The sequence below is a fragment of the Spelaeicoccus albus genome (assembly GCF_013409065.1).
In the GTDB taxonomy this organism is placed as follows: domain Bacteria; phylum Actinomycetota; class Actinomycetes; order Actinomycetales; family Brevibacteriaceae; genus Spelaeicoccus; species Spelaeicoccus albus.
This window is the reverse complement of record NZ_JACBZP010000001.1, coordinates 3268895-3288931: the sequence shown is the minus strand read 5'-3', so window position 1 is coordinate 3288931 and position 20037 is coordinate 3268895. Positions and strand designations below refer to the sequence as shown.

General features: G+C 60.4%; 15 protein-coding genes and 1 pseudogene. 9 read left to right on the top strand and 7 right to left on the bottom strand.

From position 1 onward, the window contains the following. Positions 1-3: 3 nt before the first annotated feature. Both manD and BJY26_RS15275 read right to left on the bottom strand, forming a co-directional pair. Positions 4-1236 carry a D-mannonate dehydratase ManD gene (gene manD, locus BJY26_RS15280; RefSeq protein WP_179429058.1) on the bottom strand — a complete coding sequence of 411 codons (1233 nt, stop codon included), beginning with the start codon at positions 1234-1236 and terminating at the stop codon, positions 4-6. 77 nt (positions 1237-1313) lie between these two features. Further along, a complete protein-coding gene (locus BJY26_RS15275) occupies positions 1314-2747 on the bottom strand; it encodes an MFS transporter (protein ID WP_179429057.1) in 1434 nt (477 codons plus the stop codon). A 192-nt stretch (positions 2748-2939) separates the two neighbouring features. Between BJY26_RS15275 and BJY26_RS15270 the strand changes: the two genes are divergently transcribed. The 4 genes from BJY26_RS15270 to BJY26_RS15255 are packed head-to-tail and all read left to right on the top strand — an operon-like array spanning position 2940 to position 7203. Then, positions 2940-3647 (top strand): FadR/GntR family transcriptional regulator, encoded by a 708-nt coding sequence (locus BJY26_RS15270; protein WP_179429056.1) that lies wholly within the window; start codon positions 2940-2942, stop codon positions 3645-3647. Further along, a complete protein-coding gene (locus tag BJY26_RS15265) occupies positions 3637-4689 on the top strand; it encodes an Ldh family oxidoreductase (protein WP_179429055.1) in 1053 nt (350 codons plus the stop codon). Before BJY26_RS15270 ends, BJY26_RS15265 begins: the two co-directional genes overlap by 11 nt. Beyond that, a complete protein-coding gene (locus BJY26_RS15260; protein ID WP_179429054.1) occupies positions 4676-6196 on the top strand; it encodes a mannitol dehydrogenase family protein in 1521 nt (506 codons plus the stop codon). The genes BJY26_RS15265 and BJY26_RS15260 overlap by 14 nt, the downstream gene beginning before the upstream one ends. A 2-nt stretch (positions 6197-6198) precedes the next feature. Beyond that, positions 6199-7203 carry a zinc-binding dehydrogenase gene (locus tag BJY26_RS15255; protein ID WP_179429053.1) on the top strand — a complete coding sequence of 335 codons (1005 nt, stop codon included), beginning with the start codon at positions 6199-6201 and terminating at the stop codon, positions 7201-7203. A gap of 128 nt (positions 7204-7331) precedes the next feature. On the opposite strand, the gene BJY26_RS15250 is transcribed toward BJY26_RS15255, so the two are convergent. Further along, complete coding sequence (locus tag BJY26_RS15250; protein ID WP_179429052.1) at positions 7332-8015, bottom strand: hypothetical protein; 684 nt, start codon at positions 8013-8015, stop codon at positions 7332-7334. A gap of 600 nt (positions 8016-8615) precedes the next feature. Continuing rightward, entirely contained in the window at positions 8616-9413 is a 798-nt protein-coding gene (locus BJY26_RS15245; RefSeq protein WP_179429051.1) for an SDR family oxidoreductase, read from the bottom strand. A 536-nt stretch (positions 9414-9949) separates the two neighbouring features. On the opposite strand from BJY26_RS15245, the gene BJY26_RS15240 reads away from it, so the two are divergent. Beyond that, positions 9950-10105 (top strand): hypothetical protein, encoded by a 156-nt coding sequence (locus tag BJY26_RS15240; protein WP_179429050.1) that lies wholly within the window; start codon positions 9950-9952, stop codon positions 10103-10105. A gap of 20 nt (positions 10106-10125) precedes the next feature. Here BJY26_RS15240 and BJY26_RS15235 read toward each other — a convergent pair whose 3' ends face one another. Beyond that, entirely contained in the window at positions 10126-11790 is a 1665-nt protein-coding gene (locus BJY26_RS15235; protein ID WP_218852453.1) for an HAD family acid phosphatase, read from the bottom strand. A 138-nt stretch (positions 11791-11928) separates the two neighbouring features. Here BJY26_RS15235 and BJY26_RS15230 point away from each other — a divergent pair, with 138 nt between their 5' ends. From BJY26_RS15230 to BJY26_RS15215, 4 genes and pseudogenes are all read left to right on the top strand, one after another. Further along, positions 11929-12789: a formate/nitrite transporter family protein gene (locus tag BJY26_RS15230; RefSeq protein ID WP_179429049.1), complete on the top strand. Its 861-nt coding sequence runs from the start codon at positions 11929-11931 to the stop codon at positions 12787-12789. A 104-nt stretch (positions 12790-12893) separates the two neighbouring features. Beyond that, positions 12894-13547, top strand: coding sequence for a PAS and ANTAR domain-containing protein (locus BJY26_RS15225; RefSeq protein ID WP_179429048.1), 654 nt, complete (start codon positions 12894-12896; stop codon positions 13545-13547). 5 nt (positions 13548-13552) lie between these two features. Further along, positions 13553-14485, top strand: coding sequence for a non-homologous end joining protein Ku (gene ku, locus BJY26_RS15220; RefSeq protein ID WP_179430006.1), 933 nt, complete (start codon positions 13553-13555; stop codon positions 14483-14485). Between the two features lie 24 nt (positions 14486-14509). After that, positions 14510-16366 (top strand): annotated as a pseudogene (locus BJY26_RS15215) (transketolase); the annotation flags it as partial. A 40-nt stretch (positions 16367-16406) separates the two neighbouring features. On the opposite strand, the gene BJY26_RS15210 reads toward BJY26_RS15215, so the two are convergent. Next, a complete protein-coding gene (locus BJY26_RS15210) occupies positions 16407-17381 on the bottom strand; it encodes an LLM class F420-dependent oxidoreductase (RefSeq protein ID WP_179429046.1) in 975 nt (324 codons plus the stop codon). A 75-nt stretch (positions 17382-17456) separates the two neighbouring features. Next, positions 17457-19841, bottom strand: a complete 2385-nt coding sequence (locus tag BJY26_RS15205; RefSeq protein WP_237248778.1) for an ATP-dependent DNA ligase — start codon at positions 19839-19841, stop codon at positions 17457-17459. Between the last annotated feature and the right edge of the window lie 196 nt (positions 19842-20037).

Below are 20037 nucleotides of genomic sequence, written 5' to 3'. Positions count from 1 at the left end.
GCTTCACCAATCGTGCATCGCGCCGTCGGTCTGCAACCGGTTCACGGGCAAATAGGCGGGTGAGTACGGGAATGCTTCAGCGAGTTCGTCATCGTAGTCGACTCCCAGCCCCGGCCGTACTCCGGGATGCAAAAGTCCGTCTTCGAACGTGTAGCAGGTTCGGAAAACTTTCAGCGTGTCGTCGGAATGCCTCATGTATTCCTGGATACCGAAGTTGTGGATCGCAATGTCGAGATGGAGGGCCGCTGCCTGACCGATTGGCGAGACGTCAGTCGGTCCGTGGAATCCCGATTTGATCTGATAAAGCGCAGCGAAGTCCATGAGCTTCTTCATCGCCGTGATCCCACCGCCGTGCGTAATCGATGAGCGCAAATAGTCGATCAATTGCTCCGTGATCAGAGTCTGATAGTCAAAGGCGGAGTTGAATATCTCGCCGATTGCTATGGGCGTCGTCGTCTGTGAACGTACTCGCCGTAACGACTCTTGGTTTTCGCCGGGCGTGCAGTCTTCGAGCCAGAAGAGATCGTACGGCTCCAGCGACTTGCCAAGAATGGCGGCCTGGTTTGGCGTCATTCGATGATGGCCATCGTGCAAAAGCGGAAGAGAGTAGCCGAACTCGTCGCGCAGTGCGGCGAAAACTGTTGGTATGTGGTGCAAATATTTTCGCGTATCCCACGCCTCTTCTTTGGGAGCGGAGCCGCGTCCGGCCGGCTCGTAATCGTAGCGCTTTCCGGGTTTCTGGTCGGCCGCGACGCCATACACTTGTCCGAGTCCCGGCACTGCGGATTGGACTCGGATCGCTTTGAATCCTTCGTCTAAGTGATTGCGCACAGACTGGAACAACGCGGGAATATCCGATCCTGATGCGTGGCCGTATGCGAGAGCACCTCGCCGCGATTCCCCGCCGAGTAATTGATAGACGGGCAGTCCCGCGACTTTGCCCTTAATATCCCAGAGAGCGACGTCGATGGCCGCGATGGCAGTCATTGTGACCGGGCCCCGGCGCCAATAGCCGCCACGGTAGAGATATTGCCACGTGTCCTCGATATTCTGAGGGTCACGTCCGGTCAGGATTGGTGCGATGTGCTCACGAATATACGCGGCCACCGCTAGCTCGCGTCCATTGAGTGTGGCGTCTCCGAGGCCGGTCACACCGTCCGACGTGGTGATGCGCACAGTGACGAAGTTGCGCCCCGGGCTCGTCACAAGCACTTCTACGCGTTTGATCGTGGCCATGGGAGTTGCTGCCTTTCAACAGTTTTGGAATGTACGAGTTCGCGCACAGCTGTCACGGGTGACAGATCAGCGAGCAATTAGGATTGAACAGCGCCTGACTGGGCCTTCTCGCGTTCGATGTACCCATAGACTTCCGGAAGAATGAACTGAGCTGCGAGAAAGCCGACCAGAGACAGGATTGACACGGCCAATGTTGCGCCTATATGTCCAAACGCGGCAGTCATGGCCGGAAACACGAAGGCACCGAAGAACGACGCGCCCTTGACGAATATGTACCCAAATCCCGAAGCCGTGCCCTTGAAGCGCGACGGCGCAACCAAGGACGCGATTGTCATGCCGTTCGACGCGTCCCAGTAGTGGCCCCACATGAGTACCGCGGCACCGAGGATGATGATCCACGACATGTTGGTGGCGAATCCCAAAGCGCCCAGGAGCAGTCCAATGAACGCAAGCCCGAATCCCCACCGTGCTACACCGCGGTGTCCCGTTCTGTGAATCATGACCGGGGCCAGGAATCCGGATATCGTGGCCAGGCTGAAGATGCCGGCGGTCACGAGGTTCGTCCCGATCATGTTGCCGCCTTCACCAACCCCTACGCCGGCTGTCACAAGAATGACGGGGATGTAGAAACCGAAGGCAGTAAATTCTGCTCCCTGGCATGCATTGGAAATCCAGGCGAAGATCGATGCTCGACGCTTTGTCTTGTCGGCCCAAATCACTTTGAGAAAGTCGCCGACCTTCGGTTTCGTGACAGTCACGTCGTGGTTGGGAAGCATGTCGAGAGTTTCATCAAAGAGCTTCTTTGCAACCTGCTTGGCCTGGACAAAATTACCGGAGTGCACAAGTGAGGTCGGCGTCTCCGGCATCTTCAGACGCATGAGCAGTAAAACGATGGCCGGAATTGCTCCGAGGCCCAGAGCGACACGCCACAGCGTCTCGTGGTCGATGCCGGCGACATACATGATCGTGACGGCGACGATTGAGAGAACTTCACCGAGGCCGAACATGCCTTGCCAGCGGCTGCCCATTCGGTCGCGGGCGCCCCTGGACATCGATTCCATGATGTAGGTGTAACCGACGGCGATATCGGCTCCGAGCGGGACACCGATGAGAATTCGCATGATGATGAGATCCCACGCATTAGCCGAAAATGCCTGTGCGACTGCGAGGACGACAAACAGAACCATGGTGATCAGGAACATGCGTCGACGGCCGAGTCGATCCGCAGCCCATCCTCCGAGAATTGCCCCGACCAGCGCGCCCGCTTGCACGCCTCCGGCGAGCCATCCGAGTTGGAAGGCGTCCGGCGAATACTCGGATTTGATGAAGACGAGCACGAAAGACATGGCATAGAGATCCCACGCTTCGATGAGGATCGTAGCGATCATCATCCAACCGCCGTAAGTACTTGAGCGCGATCCCGACTTTTGCAGTAGCACGTCGTTCGCAGCATCGGCGAGCCGATCGACCTCTACTTGTTCCATCGCTACTCGGCCGTTTGAACTGCTCATCAAGTACCTCCATTGGTAGGGGCCATGTCACGATGCCCGACGACGCGGAACGATCCAGTGAAGCCCTGCATGTTTCTAGCCCTGCGGTGGTTACAAAGTAGTATCCGGGTATATGGCTGTCAACCTGTCAGATAGGTATAGTGGAAACTACTTCATAATTCGATGTGGAAGAGAAGGAGCGTGGAGCGGTCTATGTTCGCACGGGAGACTTTAACTCGTCAGACGTTCGACGCGTTGATCGAAAAAATCATTGACGAAAAGTTGGAACCGGGGGACGCGCTTCCGGCAACGGCGACCTTGGCTGAGCAATTCGATATCAGTCGTCCGGTCGTACGGGAAGCTCTCAGCGCGCTGCAGGCGTGTGGGTTCGTTAAGCTGCGCAGCGGCTATACGCCAGTGGTCGCCGAACTCGATGACCGGCTGATACGAATGTTCATTTCACGGGTCTCGCATGTTCAAAAGAACTCGATGTCGAGACTGATGGAAGTCCGGATGCCGTTGGAAATCGAGGCGGCACGGCTCGCTGCGCTGCGAGCCGACGCCGTGGAACGGCAAAAAATTCTGACCGCCAACGACCGGATGCAAGCGGCTTTGAGGGATTCGTCGGCGTATCCGAGCCTCGACACGTCCTTCCATGCGGAAGTCGCCGAGGCAACAGACAACCAAATCCTGCTATGGACTATCCGTTCCATCCGTTCGGAGTTGATGGCGACGATGCTCGCGGTTCGTCAGTATCGAGATGAGAACGGCCTGGTAGGTAACGAACAAGCTCAACATGACGAGATCTGTGCGGCGATCGCTGACGGCGATGCCGATGCCGCGGCCGCGGCGATGAAAAATCATTTGGAATCCTCGTCTGCATTGATCAAGAAGGTCGAGGGGAACAACAATGATCACTGACCATTATGAATTCGACGTGGGCATTCTGGTTAACACTGCCCAATCGGCGCTTGAACGCGCAGGCGTCAACGCGCACGATGCCGCACTCGTCGCGGATGCACTCGTTACTGCCGATCGTCGCGGGATCTATTCACACGGATTGATGCGCCTTCCACTCTACGTGTCGGCCCTGGAATCCGGCGGAATGAATCCGCGTCCCGAAATGAAGTGGCGCCGCGAACAGGGCGCGGTCGCCATTCTCGAGGCCGACAGCGCATTGGGCCAGGTCGCAATGCAGGAGGCCGTCGGACACGTCAAAACCTTGGCTGAAAAATACGGTATCGGGTGCGTAGCCGTCGAACATTCGACGCACTACGGCGCGGGAAACTATTGGACGGATCAATTGGCTCAAGCCGGGTTAGCATCTTTGCTGACGTCGACGACCGGGCCTCGGGTGACACCTTTCGGCGGTCGTGATCCAATCCTAGGAACTAACCCGCTTACGATGGCGTTTCCGAGCCTCACGAACCATGCACTCACCGCAGACATGGCCACAAGTGCGGGAGCCTACGGAAAAGTCATGGCAGCCCGTAACGCGGGTTACGCGATTCCGAAAGGCTGGGCCGTCGATCCGGATGGCGACGAAACCACTGACCCTGATTCCGCAATTTCAGGCGCGTTTCTTCCAATGGGCGGACACAAAGGATCGGCCCTATCGGTCATGTTGGAAGCCTTCGCCGCCAGTTTGACGCATGCCAATTTTGCCTACGAAACGACTGATATCTGGTCAAACCCCGCGCATAAAATGAACACAGGTCATCTCGTCATTGCATTGAATCCGGAGCTGTTTACCGGCGTAACCGATACCAAGAAGCGCATATCCGGCCTTCAAGAACGAGTTCGCGCCGCCGGTCACGGGGTCCAAGCTCCCGGCGACATCGAAGCCGGACTCTTCGAAGCAAGCCGCGATCGAGTCGCGTTATCGCGGGACACCTACGCACAGATCGAGCAGATGTGCGGCCACCTGGGCGTCGTACCGCCGGTACCGCATGAAAAAAGCTAAGGAACCGATTTTGCCATTTCTCTCGGCATCAACAACGCCCCATGGCGCCATCATTGGCGCTTCTGCTCCGCCAACGCCTGGCATCGTACATCTCGGGCTGGGGAACTTTCACCGTGCACACTGTGCGGTCTACACGGCGAAGGCCCTTGCCATTGAAGCAGGCGAGTGGGGTATTGACGGCTTCGCCAACACGTCCCAGCGTGTCGTGATGCCGATGCGCGCGCAAAACTACCGCTACTCCGTTCTTGAACTTTCCGACGACGCGACGCGTACCGGAATCGTCGACGTCCACCGGGGCGCCGCAATCGTTTCGGACACGCCCGAAGCATTCATCGCATCCGTCGCCGACCCGACACGTCGGATCCTCACGTTGACGATCAGTGAACTCGGATACTGCCGTTCATCGCGCACTGGCCGGTTGGACACGGATATCCCTGCAGTCCGTTCCGATATTGCCGATCCGGAAAATCCGCACAGCACGATCGGATTAATTGCAAGGGCGCTGACAATTCGTTCGCTCAGCGGAGAGCCGATGACCATTCTTTCCTGTGACAACTTGCAATCAAACGGTCGCACGACCCGCCAACTTATCCTTCAATTCCTTGATGCCAGCCGGGCAGATGAAGATGTCGTCAACTTCGTCATGAGACGCGTCGCGTTTCCGAATTCGATGGTCGACCGGATCACCCCCGCCACAACTGCTACGACAATTGCGCACGTGGAAAACTCTCTCGGGGTGCGTGACCGATGCCCGGTACCCGCCGAAGAATTCTCCATGTGGGTACTTGAAGACAAATTCGCCGCGGGACGGCCAGCATGGCACGCGGCAGGCGCGATCATGAGTGACGAGGTCGAAGCGTACGAACTCGTCAAGCTTCGCCTCCTTAACGGATCGCATTCACTCATCGCCTATCTCGGGGCGCTCGACGGCCGAGAGACGATAGCTCAGGCCTGGGCACAGCCGTTCATCAGACAAGCGGTCAATGAGTGCATCGAGCGCGATTACCTTCCTTCTATTACTCTGCCTCGTGGTTTCGATCCCAAGGAATATATCGAGTCATTGTCCGAGCGCTGGGCCAACAAACGCCTGGAACATCGCACGGCGCAGGTGGGATCCGATGGTTCCGCCAAGCTGCTGCAACGTATCCCTGTCGCTGCTGAACACGCCCTCGCGAGTGGCCGAGTACCGCACATGCTCGCCCTGACCGTGGCCGCCTGGATCTGCGCCATCGCGCCGCAGGACGGCTACGATCCGGGACCGGTTGCTGCCGAAATACGCGAACCAGCACGCGGGCAACTTACGGAAGCGACACGTCACGAACACTCGCCACGTCGGGCTGCGCGCGCGATTATGCGCAACGGGTTCATGCCGCCCGAACTCGTCGCGTTTGCGGAGTTCACGCACCGCGTCGAAGAACTCGTCGAAACAATCGTCCGCCATGGGGCTCGGGCCGCCAGCCGCGATGCCGTCGACGCCGTCGAAACTGACCCCTGCGAAGAGGAGTAGAAATGCAAAGACTCGCCATTTATGGGAAAGAAGACATCCGCTGGGAAATCGGAAGGAAGCCGGAGCCGGACATCGGCGAGGTACGTCTACGGGTAAAATATGTCGGAATTTGTGGATCCGATCTCCACTACTACTTTGACGGTACGAATGGCGAAAATGTCGTACGTGAAGCGCTGACCCCGGGCCATGAGCTATCCGCCGTCGTCGATTTCGATCCTTCGGATGAGCTTACGCCCGGCACGCCGGTTACGGTCCACCCTGCTCGGTTCGGACCCGAGGTTCCCGGACTCGAGCACAAGCCGTACCTGCGTCCGGGAGGCGATTACCTCGGCAGTGCTTCAACCATGCCGCACCGGCAAGGCGGCGCATCTGAATACTTGGTCGTCCGTCAGGACATGATTCGGGTCTTGCCTGCCGAGCTGCCGCTGGAACGAGCCGCATTAGCCGAGCCTTTCGCGGTCGCGCTCCATGCGGTGCAAATTGCCGGAAACATCTCCGGCATGAGCGTACTGGTGACCGGCGCCGGCCCAATCGGGTTGCTGACCGTCGCGGCTGCGGCAAATGCCGGCGCGAGCCGCATTGCGGTCAGCGATGTCAATAGCGCGCCGCTGGCACGAGCAAAGGAACTTGGAGCGTCCGAGGGCTTTATAGCCGGGCGCGACACTATTGCCGATGAGGCTTACGACGTGGTTTTTGAATGCTCGGGAGCCGCCGTTGCTCTTTCTCAAGCGGTTCGTGCTGTACGCCGCACCGGCAGAGTTGTCCAAGTCGGGATACTGCCGAACACGGAAATCGGAGTCAACCTCGCCCCGATACTGGCCAAAGAAGTGACAATACACGGCACATTCCGATTCTCTTCCGAGATCGACGAGGCCATTTCGATTCTGGCCAAATCGAACCGGCTCGACGTGGTCATTACACACGTGATTCCTGCTCGGGACGCCGTGAGCGCATTCGACATCGCCAAGGACGCATCCGCCTCTGCGAAGGTCTTATTGGATATTTGACGCTCGGCGAAACACGCGAACGGGAGAAGAGTCACGAGCCGGGGCACGACTTTTCGTGTTGACAGTGCTTGGACCGTCTTGGTGATTTGCCGACAGCCATGGATGAAATTCAAGTCGGCGTCGAATTGTCATCGGGTGTGAAAATACCTTGCCGGACTCGCCCCTGGCTCCGGCTCCGAATCGAGCCATTTGCGGATTTCGCGCGGATGTCTCCGTTCGAGCTCGTCGAGACATGCCTGCCGATACATCACCACTTGGTTGACTTTCGCACCATGCATCTCCAGCAGCTCAAGGCTCTCGAACCAGGCCTCACAGAGCTGGGCATCGTTCACGCCCTGGAGTAATTCGCCGAACCCGGTTGAGGAGACATAGGCCGATTGTTGATCGGACGACGTCGATCGAGAATTCGTGCGCCCCGTGCGCGCAGAGCGCCGCTCGAAATCGTTGCCCGGGCCCGACGCCACGGCGCCCGTCAGCCTCCGGTAACCGGAAAGCGCCCACGGGCTACTGACCAATACCAACAGCACAAACAACCACACGAGCACGCCGGCGAGCCTCGTGCAGCCGACAATGCCAATCGTCGCGACTCCGCTTTGGAACCCGACAAAAGGTAACGAACGATCACGGTTTCCGCGCGGCGACGTCGCTCGGCGGGCTGATTTGTCGCGATGAACGGCTAAAAGGACCCCCATGCCTGCCGAAATCCCAAAGATGATCCCGGTCGAGACCGGCCACATGACGAAAGCGACAGTGCCGGTGACGCACGCCACGGCGATCCATGCCGACCGCCAGAATACTGCATATCCGTTCATGATGAACGCCTTACTCAGAGTCCCCGCACATACACGGAATGTTGAACAGGCAACGATGGCGCCGCAACTGGATACGGCAGGGGCAACTGCTCAACCTCTTACGGAAATCATTGCGCGGCCGCCTTGGAAGGTCAAGCAAACCGCACGTTGACGCTGATTCAGTACGGTCATAGTCTTTGATTGCTGAGTTCAGCAGTGGGCTCGATTGAATGCTTCGATAAGGAGCTCGGTCGTGAAGAGTGCCCTGAATATCCTGATTCGCGCGGACATTCACCCTGGTCCTGTGACCCTTGATGTCCAAGGAAATTTATCAGCCGAAAGCTACCCCCAACTGGTACGCGTCGTTGAGCGCGCGGCCGCATTGGACGGTTGTGTCGCAATAACCGTCGACGTCGTGGGCTGCGACCACGTGGACGCGGACGCCCGGCATTCCTTGGAGCGGTATATAGCTGACCGGAATTCCGATGCCCGCGATGGTGTCGTCGTCAATTTGGCGGGGACCGGCGAGCCTGGGGGTGGAAAATCTTCACTGCACGCTGTCGCAACCACCGACTCAGCACTATGACCTTCCGCGCTCGAACCAATCACGCCGCAATACCGCTAGCTTTGACGCCATTCGTCACTGGTGATGTGCGATCCAGCTTGCGGCCCCATCTGAAGCATGCCGCCGTCGACCGGCCAGCACGCGCCCGTCACATAGCTGGACGAAGGCGATGCGAGGAACGCCACCACTGCCGCGATTTCGCGCGCATCACCGGGGCGTCCAAGCGGCACTCCAGGACGATGCCTGCTGAACGCGCTTGCATCCTCTTGATCGTTCATCGGCGTTGCGATCTCGCCTGGCGCGACGGTGTTCGCAGTGATGCCGTAGTCGCCGAGTTCGAGAGCGACGGTTTTGAGCAGTCCGCCTAAGCCGTGCTTGGAAGTGTCGTAGGCACACGCCCCGAAACGCGGCTGCTTCTCGTGAACGCTGGTGACAGCGATGATCCGCCCACCGTTGCCGGCAGAGACCATGCGCTGAGCAGCGCGTTGGATGCAGACGAAGGCGCCGTTCAGGTTCGTGTCCAGAACGGTTTTCCACTCGTCGAGCGACAAGGTCAGAAAATCGTGGCGCGTATCCAACGCCGCGTTGTTGACGAACACGTCCACGCTTCCAAGCCGATCGGCGAGGTCGTCGATGACGCCGGCACACGATTCGACGTCCGTGGTGTCGAGTTGAGCTATCACGGCATTGCGGCCGTGGGAGCGGACCTCCTCGGCGGTGGCCAGCGCGCCGTCGCGATCCGAGTGCCACGTCACGCCGATGTCGAGGCCGGCAGCGGCGAGCGCGACGGCCGTCGCTTTCCCGATACCTGAATCCGATCCGGTGACGATGGCGGTTTTTGGCTGAAAGTCCATGTCGTACAGCCTCCTCGAATGGGGCGGTAAGCATAAGCCGGCGGGATTCTTCACCGTAAAATCGGCCGGCGCGATTCATACAGCCGGCGCAGCTTCCAAATCTACAATCGACGTGGGCGATGTCAAGCAGACGGACATCAGCGGAACAGAAGCGGGTCGTCGCCCGCGGTGCAGTAGGCTGTCCGCATGGTGTCCACTTGCAATTACTTCGTCGGTGCGCCGCGTCGCCATGCCCGCTGAACGCAGCGCCGAAAATGCCGTCGAGGCGTTCGGACGCGGGGTGCGCACCGCGTTGCGGAACAATGCCACCGCGTACGGCTTTTCGATCACCATCACCGCGTCGTACGGCCTAGTCGGCGGAAAGACCCCCACGACGAGCCCCGCCGAAACACTATCGTTCGGTTTTGGAGCGGCCCTGGCCTTCGTGGCATTTGGCGTGGCATCGGTACTCCTTTTTCGCGGCGGACGAATGAAGGAGACCGGGCAAGTGGCGACAATCAGCGGAGCCGTCGAACTTTTTGGCGGTGGTGGTCGCCGTGCTTGTGGGGTTTGCTCTCTCGCGAATCGACGGTTACTGGGCCTGGCCGCTCACCGGTGCCGGTGCGGCCGGCTCCTACCTGCTCGTCGGCGGCCTTGACGTGGTGTTGGCGAAATTTCTGGCCGACCGCACGAATTTCGGCAGCTCACAGTAAGGCGGCGCGCGAGCCTCGCATCACGGCAGATAATAGGTCGGGTTCGGAAGTTTGATGAACCGACGTGCGTGACCGCCCTTCAGATCGGAGAACTGGTCGCCGATGTTGGCGACGATGCTGAAGCCGCCGCCGGCCGGCGACTCGATATGCTTGCGCGTTTGCGACTTGTATTCGATCGTCGTGCATTTCTGCGTGGCGCAGTGAATATAGCCGGGCTGCTGCGAATCACCGTCGCCCGTCCACTTCGTGTAGTAGTTGGCGGCAGTAAAGCCGCGGTATCCGACTTTGCGGAGGTTGCTGATCGTCGCATCCTTTTGATCGTCATTGCGCCCCGTGAGCCCGATGATCGTGCAGCCGGCCGTACGCACGCGATCGACCAGATGAACCATGCCGGGCGTCGCCGGGAAACGTTCCTTTTGGACCCACTCGGTGTCCTGCACCTTCGGGTCGAAATGGAAGTGCATAGCGCCGTCTTCCATGTCATAGGTCCACAGCGTGGTGTCGTCGGCGTCCAGGACGACGGCCGGATTGTCGCCGTTTCGTTGGCCCCTTCGGCAATCACGCACGAGCCGCGGCAGCTGCCTGCGCACTATCGAACGCATTTCACGGATATACGGCGATGAATGCTTTGAAGCGATGCCGTCGTGGGCGCCGTAGTGCTGGCGGATCGTCGACTTCACCGAGTCCAGATTGGGGATGCCCTCACCGTCCGGACGCTTGCCGCTCGACCCGTCCGGCTCCATCTGGAAGTTGCGCCGCGGCGACAACCACGGCTGATGCACACCGGGCAGATTCGGAGACGACAGGAAATACATCGGGTTCGGCAGTTTGACGGTGTGACCGGCATGCCGGCCTTTGAGGTCCGACCATTGGTCGCCCCAGGTTTCCACGATCCGGTACCCGTGCCGTTCAATGTGTTCGCGGGTCTGCGCCTTGTATTCGACTGTCGTGCAGTCCTGAGCGGCGCAGTGGATGTAGCCGGGCTTCGTCGAGTCGCCCTTGCCCGTCCACTTGGTGTAAAAGCGATCGGCGCTGAACGCGTGATAGCCCACTCGGCGCAGGTTCTCCAACGTCGCTGCCTTTTGGGAGGAGTTCCGCCCGGTGATGCCGAATATCCGATAACCCATGCGCGCCGCACTGTTCACCAATCGAACCATGCCCGGGGTGGCCTCGAAGCGTCCTTCCTGCGTGAATTGATTATTGATCTTCGGGTCGAAGTGGAAGTGCATGGTGCCGGCTTCCATGTCATACGTCGACAACGTGGTGTCGTCGGTATCGAAGACCAACGCCGGCTTTTGGTGATGGCGCGCTGCGTGCCGGTATCGCTGTTTGAGCGTACGTAGCTGCCTGTCCACTATGCTGCGCATTTGCGTGATGTACGGCGACGACTCCCGGTCAGCCTTTCCATCGCCCGTGTCCCCGTAGTACGTCTCGATAGTCGATTTCACCGAATCGATGTTCGGGATCGCCGCACCACTGACGTAACGGCCGCTCGAGCCGTCCGGATTCATCCGGAAATGCGTTCGCGGCGACAGCCGTCCGCCGTGTCCCCGATGCGAACCGGACAGGGAAGCGGGGGAGCCGTGCGGCTGCGCCTCGGCCACCGTGGGGGCGAGCATCAGCGCCGACGTCAGAATTGCCGTCGCCGAAATCAAATGGACATGACGCTTCCTACGAACTCGCATGGTTCCTCCGCACGGTAGGCGTATGGGTCGGGGATACTAGTGGGGCTTTGCTCGGAAGAAAGCGTATTACGTGACGAAGGTCACGTAAACCGTCAAAATGAAACGACGATCGAAGGCCTATCTGGAAAAGTATCTGCTATGAGTGAAGATCGACGACGCGAGCTCGGTGCCGGGGACGAACCGGTCGAAGAGGGCCTGGCCGTGTCGTTCAATCGAATCGCGCACGAGGGCGCCGAGCGGCTGCACCGGACGGTCGGCGTCATGTTCGCCACCGGTTTCGCCGGCGGCCTGGAGATCAGCTTGGGCGTGATTGGCTACCTGGCAGTGGATGTTGCCACCGGCAATCAATTGCTTGCCGGCCTGGCTTTCAGCATCGGTCTTATCGCGTTGATGCTGGCCAAGAGCGAACTCTTCACCGAGAACTTCCTGGTCCCGATCATCGCTGTCGCGGCACGGGAGGCCCGCCTCCGTCGATTGTTCAAGCTGTGGGGCTCTACCCTCCTTGCCAATCTGGTCAGCGGGTGGATCATCATGTGGCTCGTGGTCAAGGGGTTTCCCGAATGGACATCCGCGATCGTGCACTCCGCACACACTTTCATCGACGGCCCCTACGATTTGCAGTCGATGGCACTGGCGGTGCTCGGCGGCAGCGTGATCACTTTGATGACGCGGATGCAGCACGGGACCGAGTCGGACGTCGCAAAAATCGTTGCGGCGGTCGCCGCCGGGTTCCTGCTTGCCGGGCTGCCGCTCTTCCATTCGATCCTGGATTCGCTGTTCATCTTCGGGGCCATCCACGCCGGCGGCGACATCAACTATCTGCAATGGCTCGTCTGGTTCGCCTGGACGGTGGGGTTCAACGCCGTGGGCGGAATCATTCTGGTGACCGCGGTTCGGATCTTCCGCACCAAGGACCTTGTCCGTGATCGTCGGCGGAACTCGCCACGCAACCCCGATTCGCCTCGTGGCCCGGGCGAACAGACCGAAAGCGGTGATTGACGGAGGAATTCGGGTTGAGGCTTGAGTGTCCGAGGGCTAAAGTCAAGTTACGGCACTTGGTCAAGACGCGGCCTGTCTCGCCGTATGGTTTCGCGAGGTGACTCATGTCTTCTCGATTGGCACTAACAAACGCATACTCGTACGTCCTCGAAGGCGCAACCGGATTTCAGGCGGGCGCCTTTCAGTACGACGCCGTCGCAGACCGGTGGGACTGGTCCGACGACGTCTATGAAATCCACGGATTTACGCGTGGTGAGATAGTCCCGACTACAAAGCTGGTCCTTGCACACAAACACCCCGACGACCGTGCGCCCTTCGAGGCGGTTCTGCGGAACGCCTTGACCGGCGGTTCCCCGGTCGTATCCCATCATCGGATCGTGGACGCCCATGGCGCGACGCGGTACATCATGATGGTTGCGGAAGGCACCTACTCGACGTCGGGCGACGTGATCGGGCTTTCCGGCTATTTCATCGATTTGACCGCGGTACGCGAGCACGAAACACGTGCCGTGGCCGACGAAGCCGTTGCCAGGTCGGCCGAACACCGCGGCATCATCGAACAGGCCAAAGGCTGGCTGATGGCAACCCGCGGGGTCGATGCGGAGGCGGCGTTCACCATCCTGTCCGAGATCTCGCAGAGCTCCAACACAAAACTGTTCGCAGTCGCCGAGGCACTGATCCACCATGTAGAGGCCGAATCCGTGCCTGCCGCAGGGCGCAACTCACGGCCAGTGGCGTCGACCACCGGTTCCCGGTGACGCCGGTGCGCCCGATCTGGAAAGGGTCCGTCGTCTTCGGTCTCGTGAATGTGCCCATCCGAGTTTTCAGCGCGACCGAAGACCACGACATCCACCTGCACCAAGTACACGACAAGGACGGCGGACGTATCCATTACCAGCGCCGGTGCGATGCGTGCGGTAAAGCAGTAAATTACAAGCACATTCAAAAGGCGTACGACGACGGCGAAGAAACCGTCGTCCTTCCCCAAGACGACCTTGACGGGTTGCCCTCGAACAAAAGCAACGAGATCGAGGTGCTCGAATTCGTACCCACCGATCAACTGGACATGCTGGCGATCGACCGGAGCTATTACCTGGGCCCGGACTCGAAAACCCCCAAGGCCTACGTGTTGCTCCAGCATGTTTTGACCGACTCGAAACGCACCGCGATAGTCAAGGTCACGCTCCGGCAAAAGACGAGACTCGGAGCACTGCGGGTCCGCGATAAAACACTCATCCTGCAAACCCTCTTATGGGCGGACGAAGTTCGCGGACCGGACTTCCCCGAGCTTGACGGTAACATTCGACTGTCGGCGAAGGAACGCGATATGGCTCAGGACCTCGTCGAGAGCTATGCGAGCGATTTCAAGCCGGAAAACTACACTGACGATTATCAAAAAGAACTTCGCAAACTCATCGACGCAAAGCTTGAAGAAGGCGAGTCCGTCGACACCGAGGATACGTTCGGAGAAACGGAATCCGGCGGCGAAGTCATCGACCTGATGGATGCTCTGCAAAAGAGCGTGAAGAAGAACAGAGCCGGCGGCTCGAAGTCCCGAACCTCGGCGTCGAAGGCCTCGAAGAAGTCGTCCTCGAAGAAGTCCTCGTCAAAGGGCTCCTCGTCGACAAAGTCCTCGTCGAAGGCCTCTTCCTCGAAGAAGACGCCCTCGAAGAAGACCGGCAAGAAAGCATCCTGACACCGCAAGCACCACAAGGAGGCGCACATGTCAGAATTCGACACCACGGCAACTGCGAAATTGGCGAGCCAACTGCGGGTGGACTCGATCCGGTGCAGCAGCAAGGCCGGGTCCGGGCACGCCACCTCGTCACTCTCGGCGGCCGACCTCATGGCTGTACTCATGTCATCCGAGCTGACCTACGACTGGAACAAGCCCGATTTGGCGACGAACGACCACTTGATATTTTCCAAAGGGCACGCTTCGCCGCTCCTGTACTCGATGTTCCGCGCGGCCGGTGTGATCGATGAAGACGAACTCATCAACACCTATCGCCAGTTCGGCGGCCGACTACAGGGACACCCGACGCCGGTGCTCCCATGGGTCGACGTCGCCACGGGTTCGCTCGGACAGGGCCTGCCGGATGCGGTGGGAGTAGCCATGGCCGGCCGGCACCTGGACAAACTTCCGTATCACGTCTGGGTCCTCTGCGGTGACAGCGAGCTCGCCGAAGGGTCGGTGTGGGAGGCCCTGGACAAAGCGAGCCTGTACAAGCTGGGCAACCTGACCGCGATCGTCGACGTCAATCGCCTTGGACAGCAAGGGCCGACCGAATTCCAATGGGACCTTGACGAGTACTCGCGTCGCGTCGAAGCTTTCGGCGCCAAGGCCGTGGAAATCGACGGTCACGATCTGACTGCGATCCACCGGGCACTGGAGGAATCACGCCAAGACTCGGACCGGCCCACCGTCATTTTGGCCAAGACCATCAAGGGGAAGGGCGTCCCGGACGTCGAGAACAAGGACGGCTGGCACGGCAAGGCTCTTCCCGATGAGATGGCGGACGTCGCCATCAAGGCTTTGGGCGGCGTGACGTCGATTCACATCGACGGCAATGCGCCCGAACCGGGCACTCCGGCCATCTCGGCGGACCCGAGCGTGCCGATCACCTTGCCGTCATGGGACCGCGGAGAAGAAGTACCCACGCGTTCGGCGTTCGGAAAGACATTGGCGGCCCTGTCGTCCCGGCCCAAGGTCGTTGCGCTTGACGGCGAGGTCGGCAACTCGACGCATGCCGGCGAGTTCGAAGACGTCTGCCCGGAACGCTACTTCCAGATGTATATCGCAGAGCAGCAGATGGTCGCATCCGCCGTCGGCATGTCCGTGCGCGGCTACGTGCCGTTTGCCTCGAGCTTTGCCGCATTCTTGACCAGCAGAGCATTCGACTTCATCAGGATGGCCGCGATCTCCGGTGTCGACATCCGGCTGGTCGGCAGCCACGCCGGCGCCGAAATCGGCGCGGACGGTCCGTCGCAGATGGCGCTGGAAGATATCGCGATGATGCGCGCAGTCCACGGATCGACGGTGTTGTACCCGTGCGATGCCAATTCGACCGCGCACCTGGTTGAAGCGATGGCCGATTTGGACGGCGTCTCATACCTGCGAGCCACGCGCGGCGGCTATCCGGTTCTTTACGATGCCGACGAGGAGTTCCCGGTCGGCGGATCAAAGACCCACCGCGCCGGCCCCGACGACCAAGTGACACTTGTCGGCGCCGGAGTGACAGTGCACGAGTGCCTGCAAGCGGCCGAGCAACTCGCCGAGGTGCCCGTGCGCGCACGCGTCGTCGACATGTATTCGCTGAAGCCGCTCGACAGGACCGGGCTCATAGAATCCGCACGCCAGACGGGCGGCAGGGTCGTCGTGGTGGAAGACCACTATCCGGAAGGCGGAATCGGCGCAGCCATCCTCGAATCACTTGCCGACGTGCCGGATATCCGGGTAGAGACGTTGGCGGTGCAAGGACTTCCCACGTCGGGGGCCACTGCCGACCTGCTCGATGCCGCCGGAATATCGGCGCGGCACATCGTGACGGCCGCACGTAGGCTCGTCGGCGCATGATGATGAACGCTCACTGACGCGCCGTTCGAGTCCGATCGCGTCAGCGCGGGGCCGCGTGCCGGAGCTTTTCGAGCAGCGGCCCCGCGGCGCTGTCCAGGAAATCCTGCTGGGAGCCGTCGCCGACCTGCACCAGTGCGATGTCGGTGAACCCGGCGTCCCAGTATGCGCTCACGGTATCCACTATCGCGTCGAGATCGGGGCCGCAAGGGATCGTTGCCGCTACGTCCTCGTCGCGTACGAATTTGGTCGCACCGGCAAAGCCGGCCGGGGTCGGGATGTCCGCGTTGACTGCCCAGCCTCCGGCAAACCAACGAAATTGGTCGCGCGCTCGCCGGATCGCCGCATTCTCGTCTCGATCCCAGGCGATCGGAATTTGTCCGATGCAGCGGCTGGAATCCGGGCGGGTGCGCCTCCATTTCCGGACGAGATCGACACGCGGCTCGGTGGCGATCAAATGATCGGCAAGCGGCGCGAATCGTTCGATGGATCTCGCGCCGGAAACGGCGATTCCGATTTCGACCGGAGTGTCCGGAACATCCCACAAACGGGCCGAATCGGCCCGAAAATAGCGACCCGAATAGTCGATGAGTTCGCCGGAGAACAAGCGCCGGATGATTTGCACGGCTTCTTCCAGCTTGTCGTGCCGAACTGCCACGGTCGGCCAACCGTCGCCGACGACGTGCTCGTTGAGGTTCTCGCCCGAGCCGAGGCCGAGGGTGAAGCGTCCGGCTGACAACAACTGCATGGTCGCCGCCTTTTGCGCGATGACGGCCGGGTGGTATCGACTCGTCGGGCAAGTCACATACGTCATCAACTCGGCTCGTGTCGTGGCCTGTGCGACGGCGCCGAGAACCGACCAGGCGTACGGTGCGTGCCCCTGACTGGCCAGCCACGGTGAGAAGTGGTCGCTGCACACTTCGAAGTCGAAGCCTGCCTGTTCGGCCTTGACGGCGTAGTCGACCAGACTGCGAGGTCCGCTTTGCTCGGTCATCAACGTGTAACCGAATCGAGTCATCGGTCAGTCCTTTCGGTCAGTCTTGCGGTCGGTACTGCGGTCGATAGTGCGCATAGTCGGCGGGCGTTCCGCCCGTCACGATTCCTTGACGACGTCCTGTGCTGATTTATCCGGCCGGTAGCCACGCCAGGACGGCTGGCGCAATCGGCCGGCGGTCGTCCATTCCGCGAATTCGACTTCGCCGACCCGTTTGGGCGAGACCCACTGTGCATCGCGCGCGTCGGATCGCGGTACGTCGGAAACCGGCGGCGTCTTCCGCGCAATGCGATCGAGGTCTTGTCGGAGCTCCCGAAGCGTTCTTTCGTCGAACCCGGTTCCGACCCGGCCGGCGTAGCGCAGTTCGCCGTCGCAGTGCACACCGACCAGCAGCGAACCGAGGGTGTCCTGTCGAGAACCCTTTCCCGGACGCCAGCCGATGATCACGACTTCCTGCGTCTTGTGGTGCTTGATCTTGATCCATTCGCCCGATCTCGCTCCGGGGTCGTATTCGCCGTCGCGGGTTTTCGCCATGACGCCTTCGAGCTGAAGCCGTCGGCTCTCGGCAAGCGCCGCCCGCAGGTCGCCGCCGAATTCCGGCGGCACCTGAATCACGCCGTTCCGTCGGCTTTTCACCAGGGCGTTCAAGCGCTTCCGCCGCTGGGTGTACGGGCTGTCGACGAGTTCCTCGCCATCGGCCACGAGTACGTCGAATGCCATGAATTTCACCGGCACGCGACGACGTGCCCGTTCCACGTCGGCCTTCTTCGTCAAGTTCATGCGTTGCTGGAGTGTGCGGAAATCCGGGTGCCCGTCGGTCAGCGCAACGATTTCGCCGTCGATCACGGCGTGTGAAGACTTGCACTGATCAACGGCTTCGATAAGTTCCGGGTACGTCGTCGACATGTCGTGTCCGCGGCGGCTCATCAGCGCAGTTCCGTCGTCCGAGACGACGAAAAGGGCGCGTATCCCGTCCCATTTCATTTCAAACGCCCAATCGCGTTCCTTGTCGAGCGAGTCTTCCGACCCGAGGGTCGCGAGCATGGGGGAGTAGCTGCGCGGGTTCGGCGATCTGTCCGACTTGTCGCCTTTTTTATCGTCCTTCATCGCGTGGATGAGCCAGTTCTTCTCGGAATCCTTGCCACCGTGCTCGGTATGGATGAGCGAGAATTTCAGCTCGCCGCCCAGACCGCCGCGCCGACGGCCGTGCAGGGTGACGACGATTTCTTCCCCGTCCTTCCACTTTTCCGCCTTGTAATGGCCGTCGTCCCAAATGCGGACCTCGCCGGCGCCGTATTCGCCCTTCGGTATCGAACCTTCGAACGAGCCGTATTCCAGCGGATGGTCTTCGGTCTGAACCGCCAGATGGTTTGCCGACGGATCGGTCGGCACGCCCTTGGGCAACGCCCAGGAGGCGAGAACGCCGTCGCGCTCGAGCCGGAAGTCCCAGTGCAGCTGCCGCGCATGGTGTTCGTGGATGACGAAGGAGTTTCCGGTGGACGAGTTCGGCTTGCCGGTGGGCACGGGTTCGGAAGTCTTCGCCGCGTCGCGCATGCTGCGGTACGTCGCCAGGCGGTCGGGCTCCTCGGACGAACTTGCGAACAGGTCGCCGTCGGTTTCGAGCCGGCTGAGGACCTGCCGGTATTCGAGCTGCTCCAGCCCGGCAGTTTCGATTTCTTCCCACCGCCGCGGCGCGGCGACGAACGGCTTCGCCTTGCCTCTGAGCGAGTACGGGCAGACCGTGGTCTTCGCAAAGTTGTTTTGGCTCCAATCGACGAAGACTTTGCCTTTACGCGCAGCCTTCTTCATTTCACTCACGACGAGATCCGGATGATCGGCCTCAAGTGCGCGGGCTAGTTCGTGGGCGACTTTTTCGACTTGGTCGCACGTCTGCCGGCCATTCAGTGCGGCATAGATGTGCATGCCCTTGCTGCCGCTCGTCACCGGGACCGGCGCAAGGCCCATGTCCGCGAGGATGGATCGAGCCTGCAAGGCGACTTCCGCGCATTCGGCCAGTCCCGCGCCTTCTCCGGGATCTAAATCGAGTACGAGTCGATCGGGATGTTTCGGCCTGCCGTTCTTGCCGAACTGCCATTGCGGCACGTGCAATTCCAACGCCGCGATTTGCGCCAGCCAGACGAGTGTCGCCTCGTCCCCGGCCAACGGGTACTCGTTCGTGTGATCCTTGTGCTTGATTCGGCGGCGGACGACCCACGAGGGCGTCGAGTCGTCGAGGTTTTTTTGAAAGAACACATTGCCCGGATCGGATTTCGTCCCGACACCGTTGACCCAGCGTTTACGGGTCACCGGTCGCCCGGTCGCATGCTTGATGAGACTGTCGGCGGCCGCGCGATAATAGTCCAGCACGTCTCGCTTCGTCGTGCCGGACGCCGGGTACATTACCTTGTCGAGGTTCGTCAGCTTGATCCGATGGCCGTCGACAGTCACGGTCTGCGACTTTTTGGGCGTCGTCGATCTGCTCACGGTACCTCCTCGGCGCCGGCTGAATGCGGCGGGAGTATTCGATTCGGCAGGTCTGCTTCGCCTGAAGCCAGCACATCATTAACTTCCCCCGTAATCAAGGCCTGGGGCAGGTGGCGTGACGGGATGCGCTTTGCTTTGCTGCCTTGGCGGCGTTACCTTGTGAGTAGTCGAGCGACCGGCTGATTGTAGGCTACTG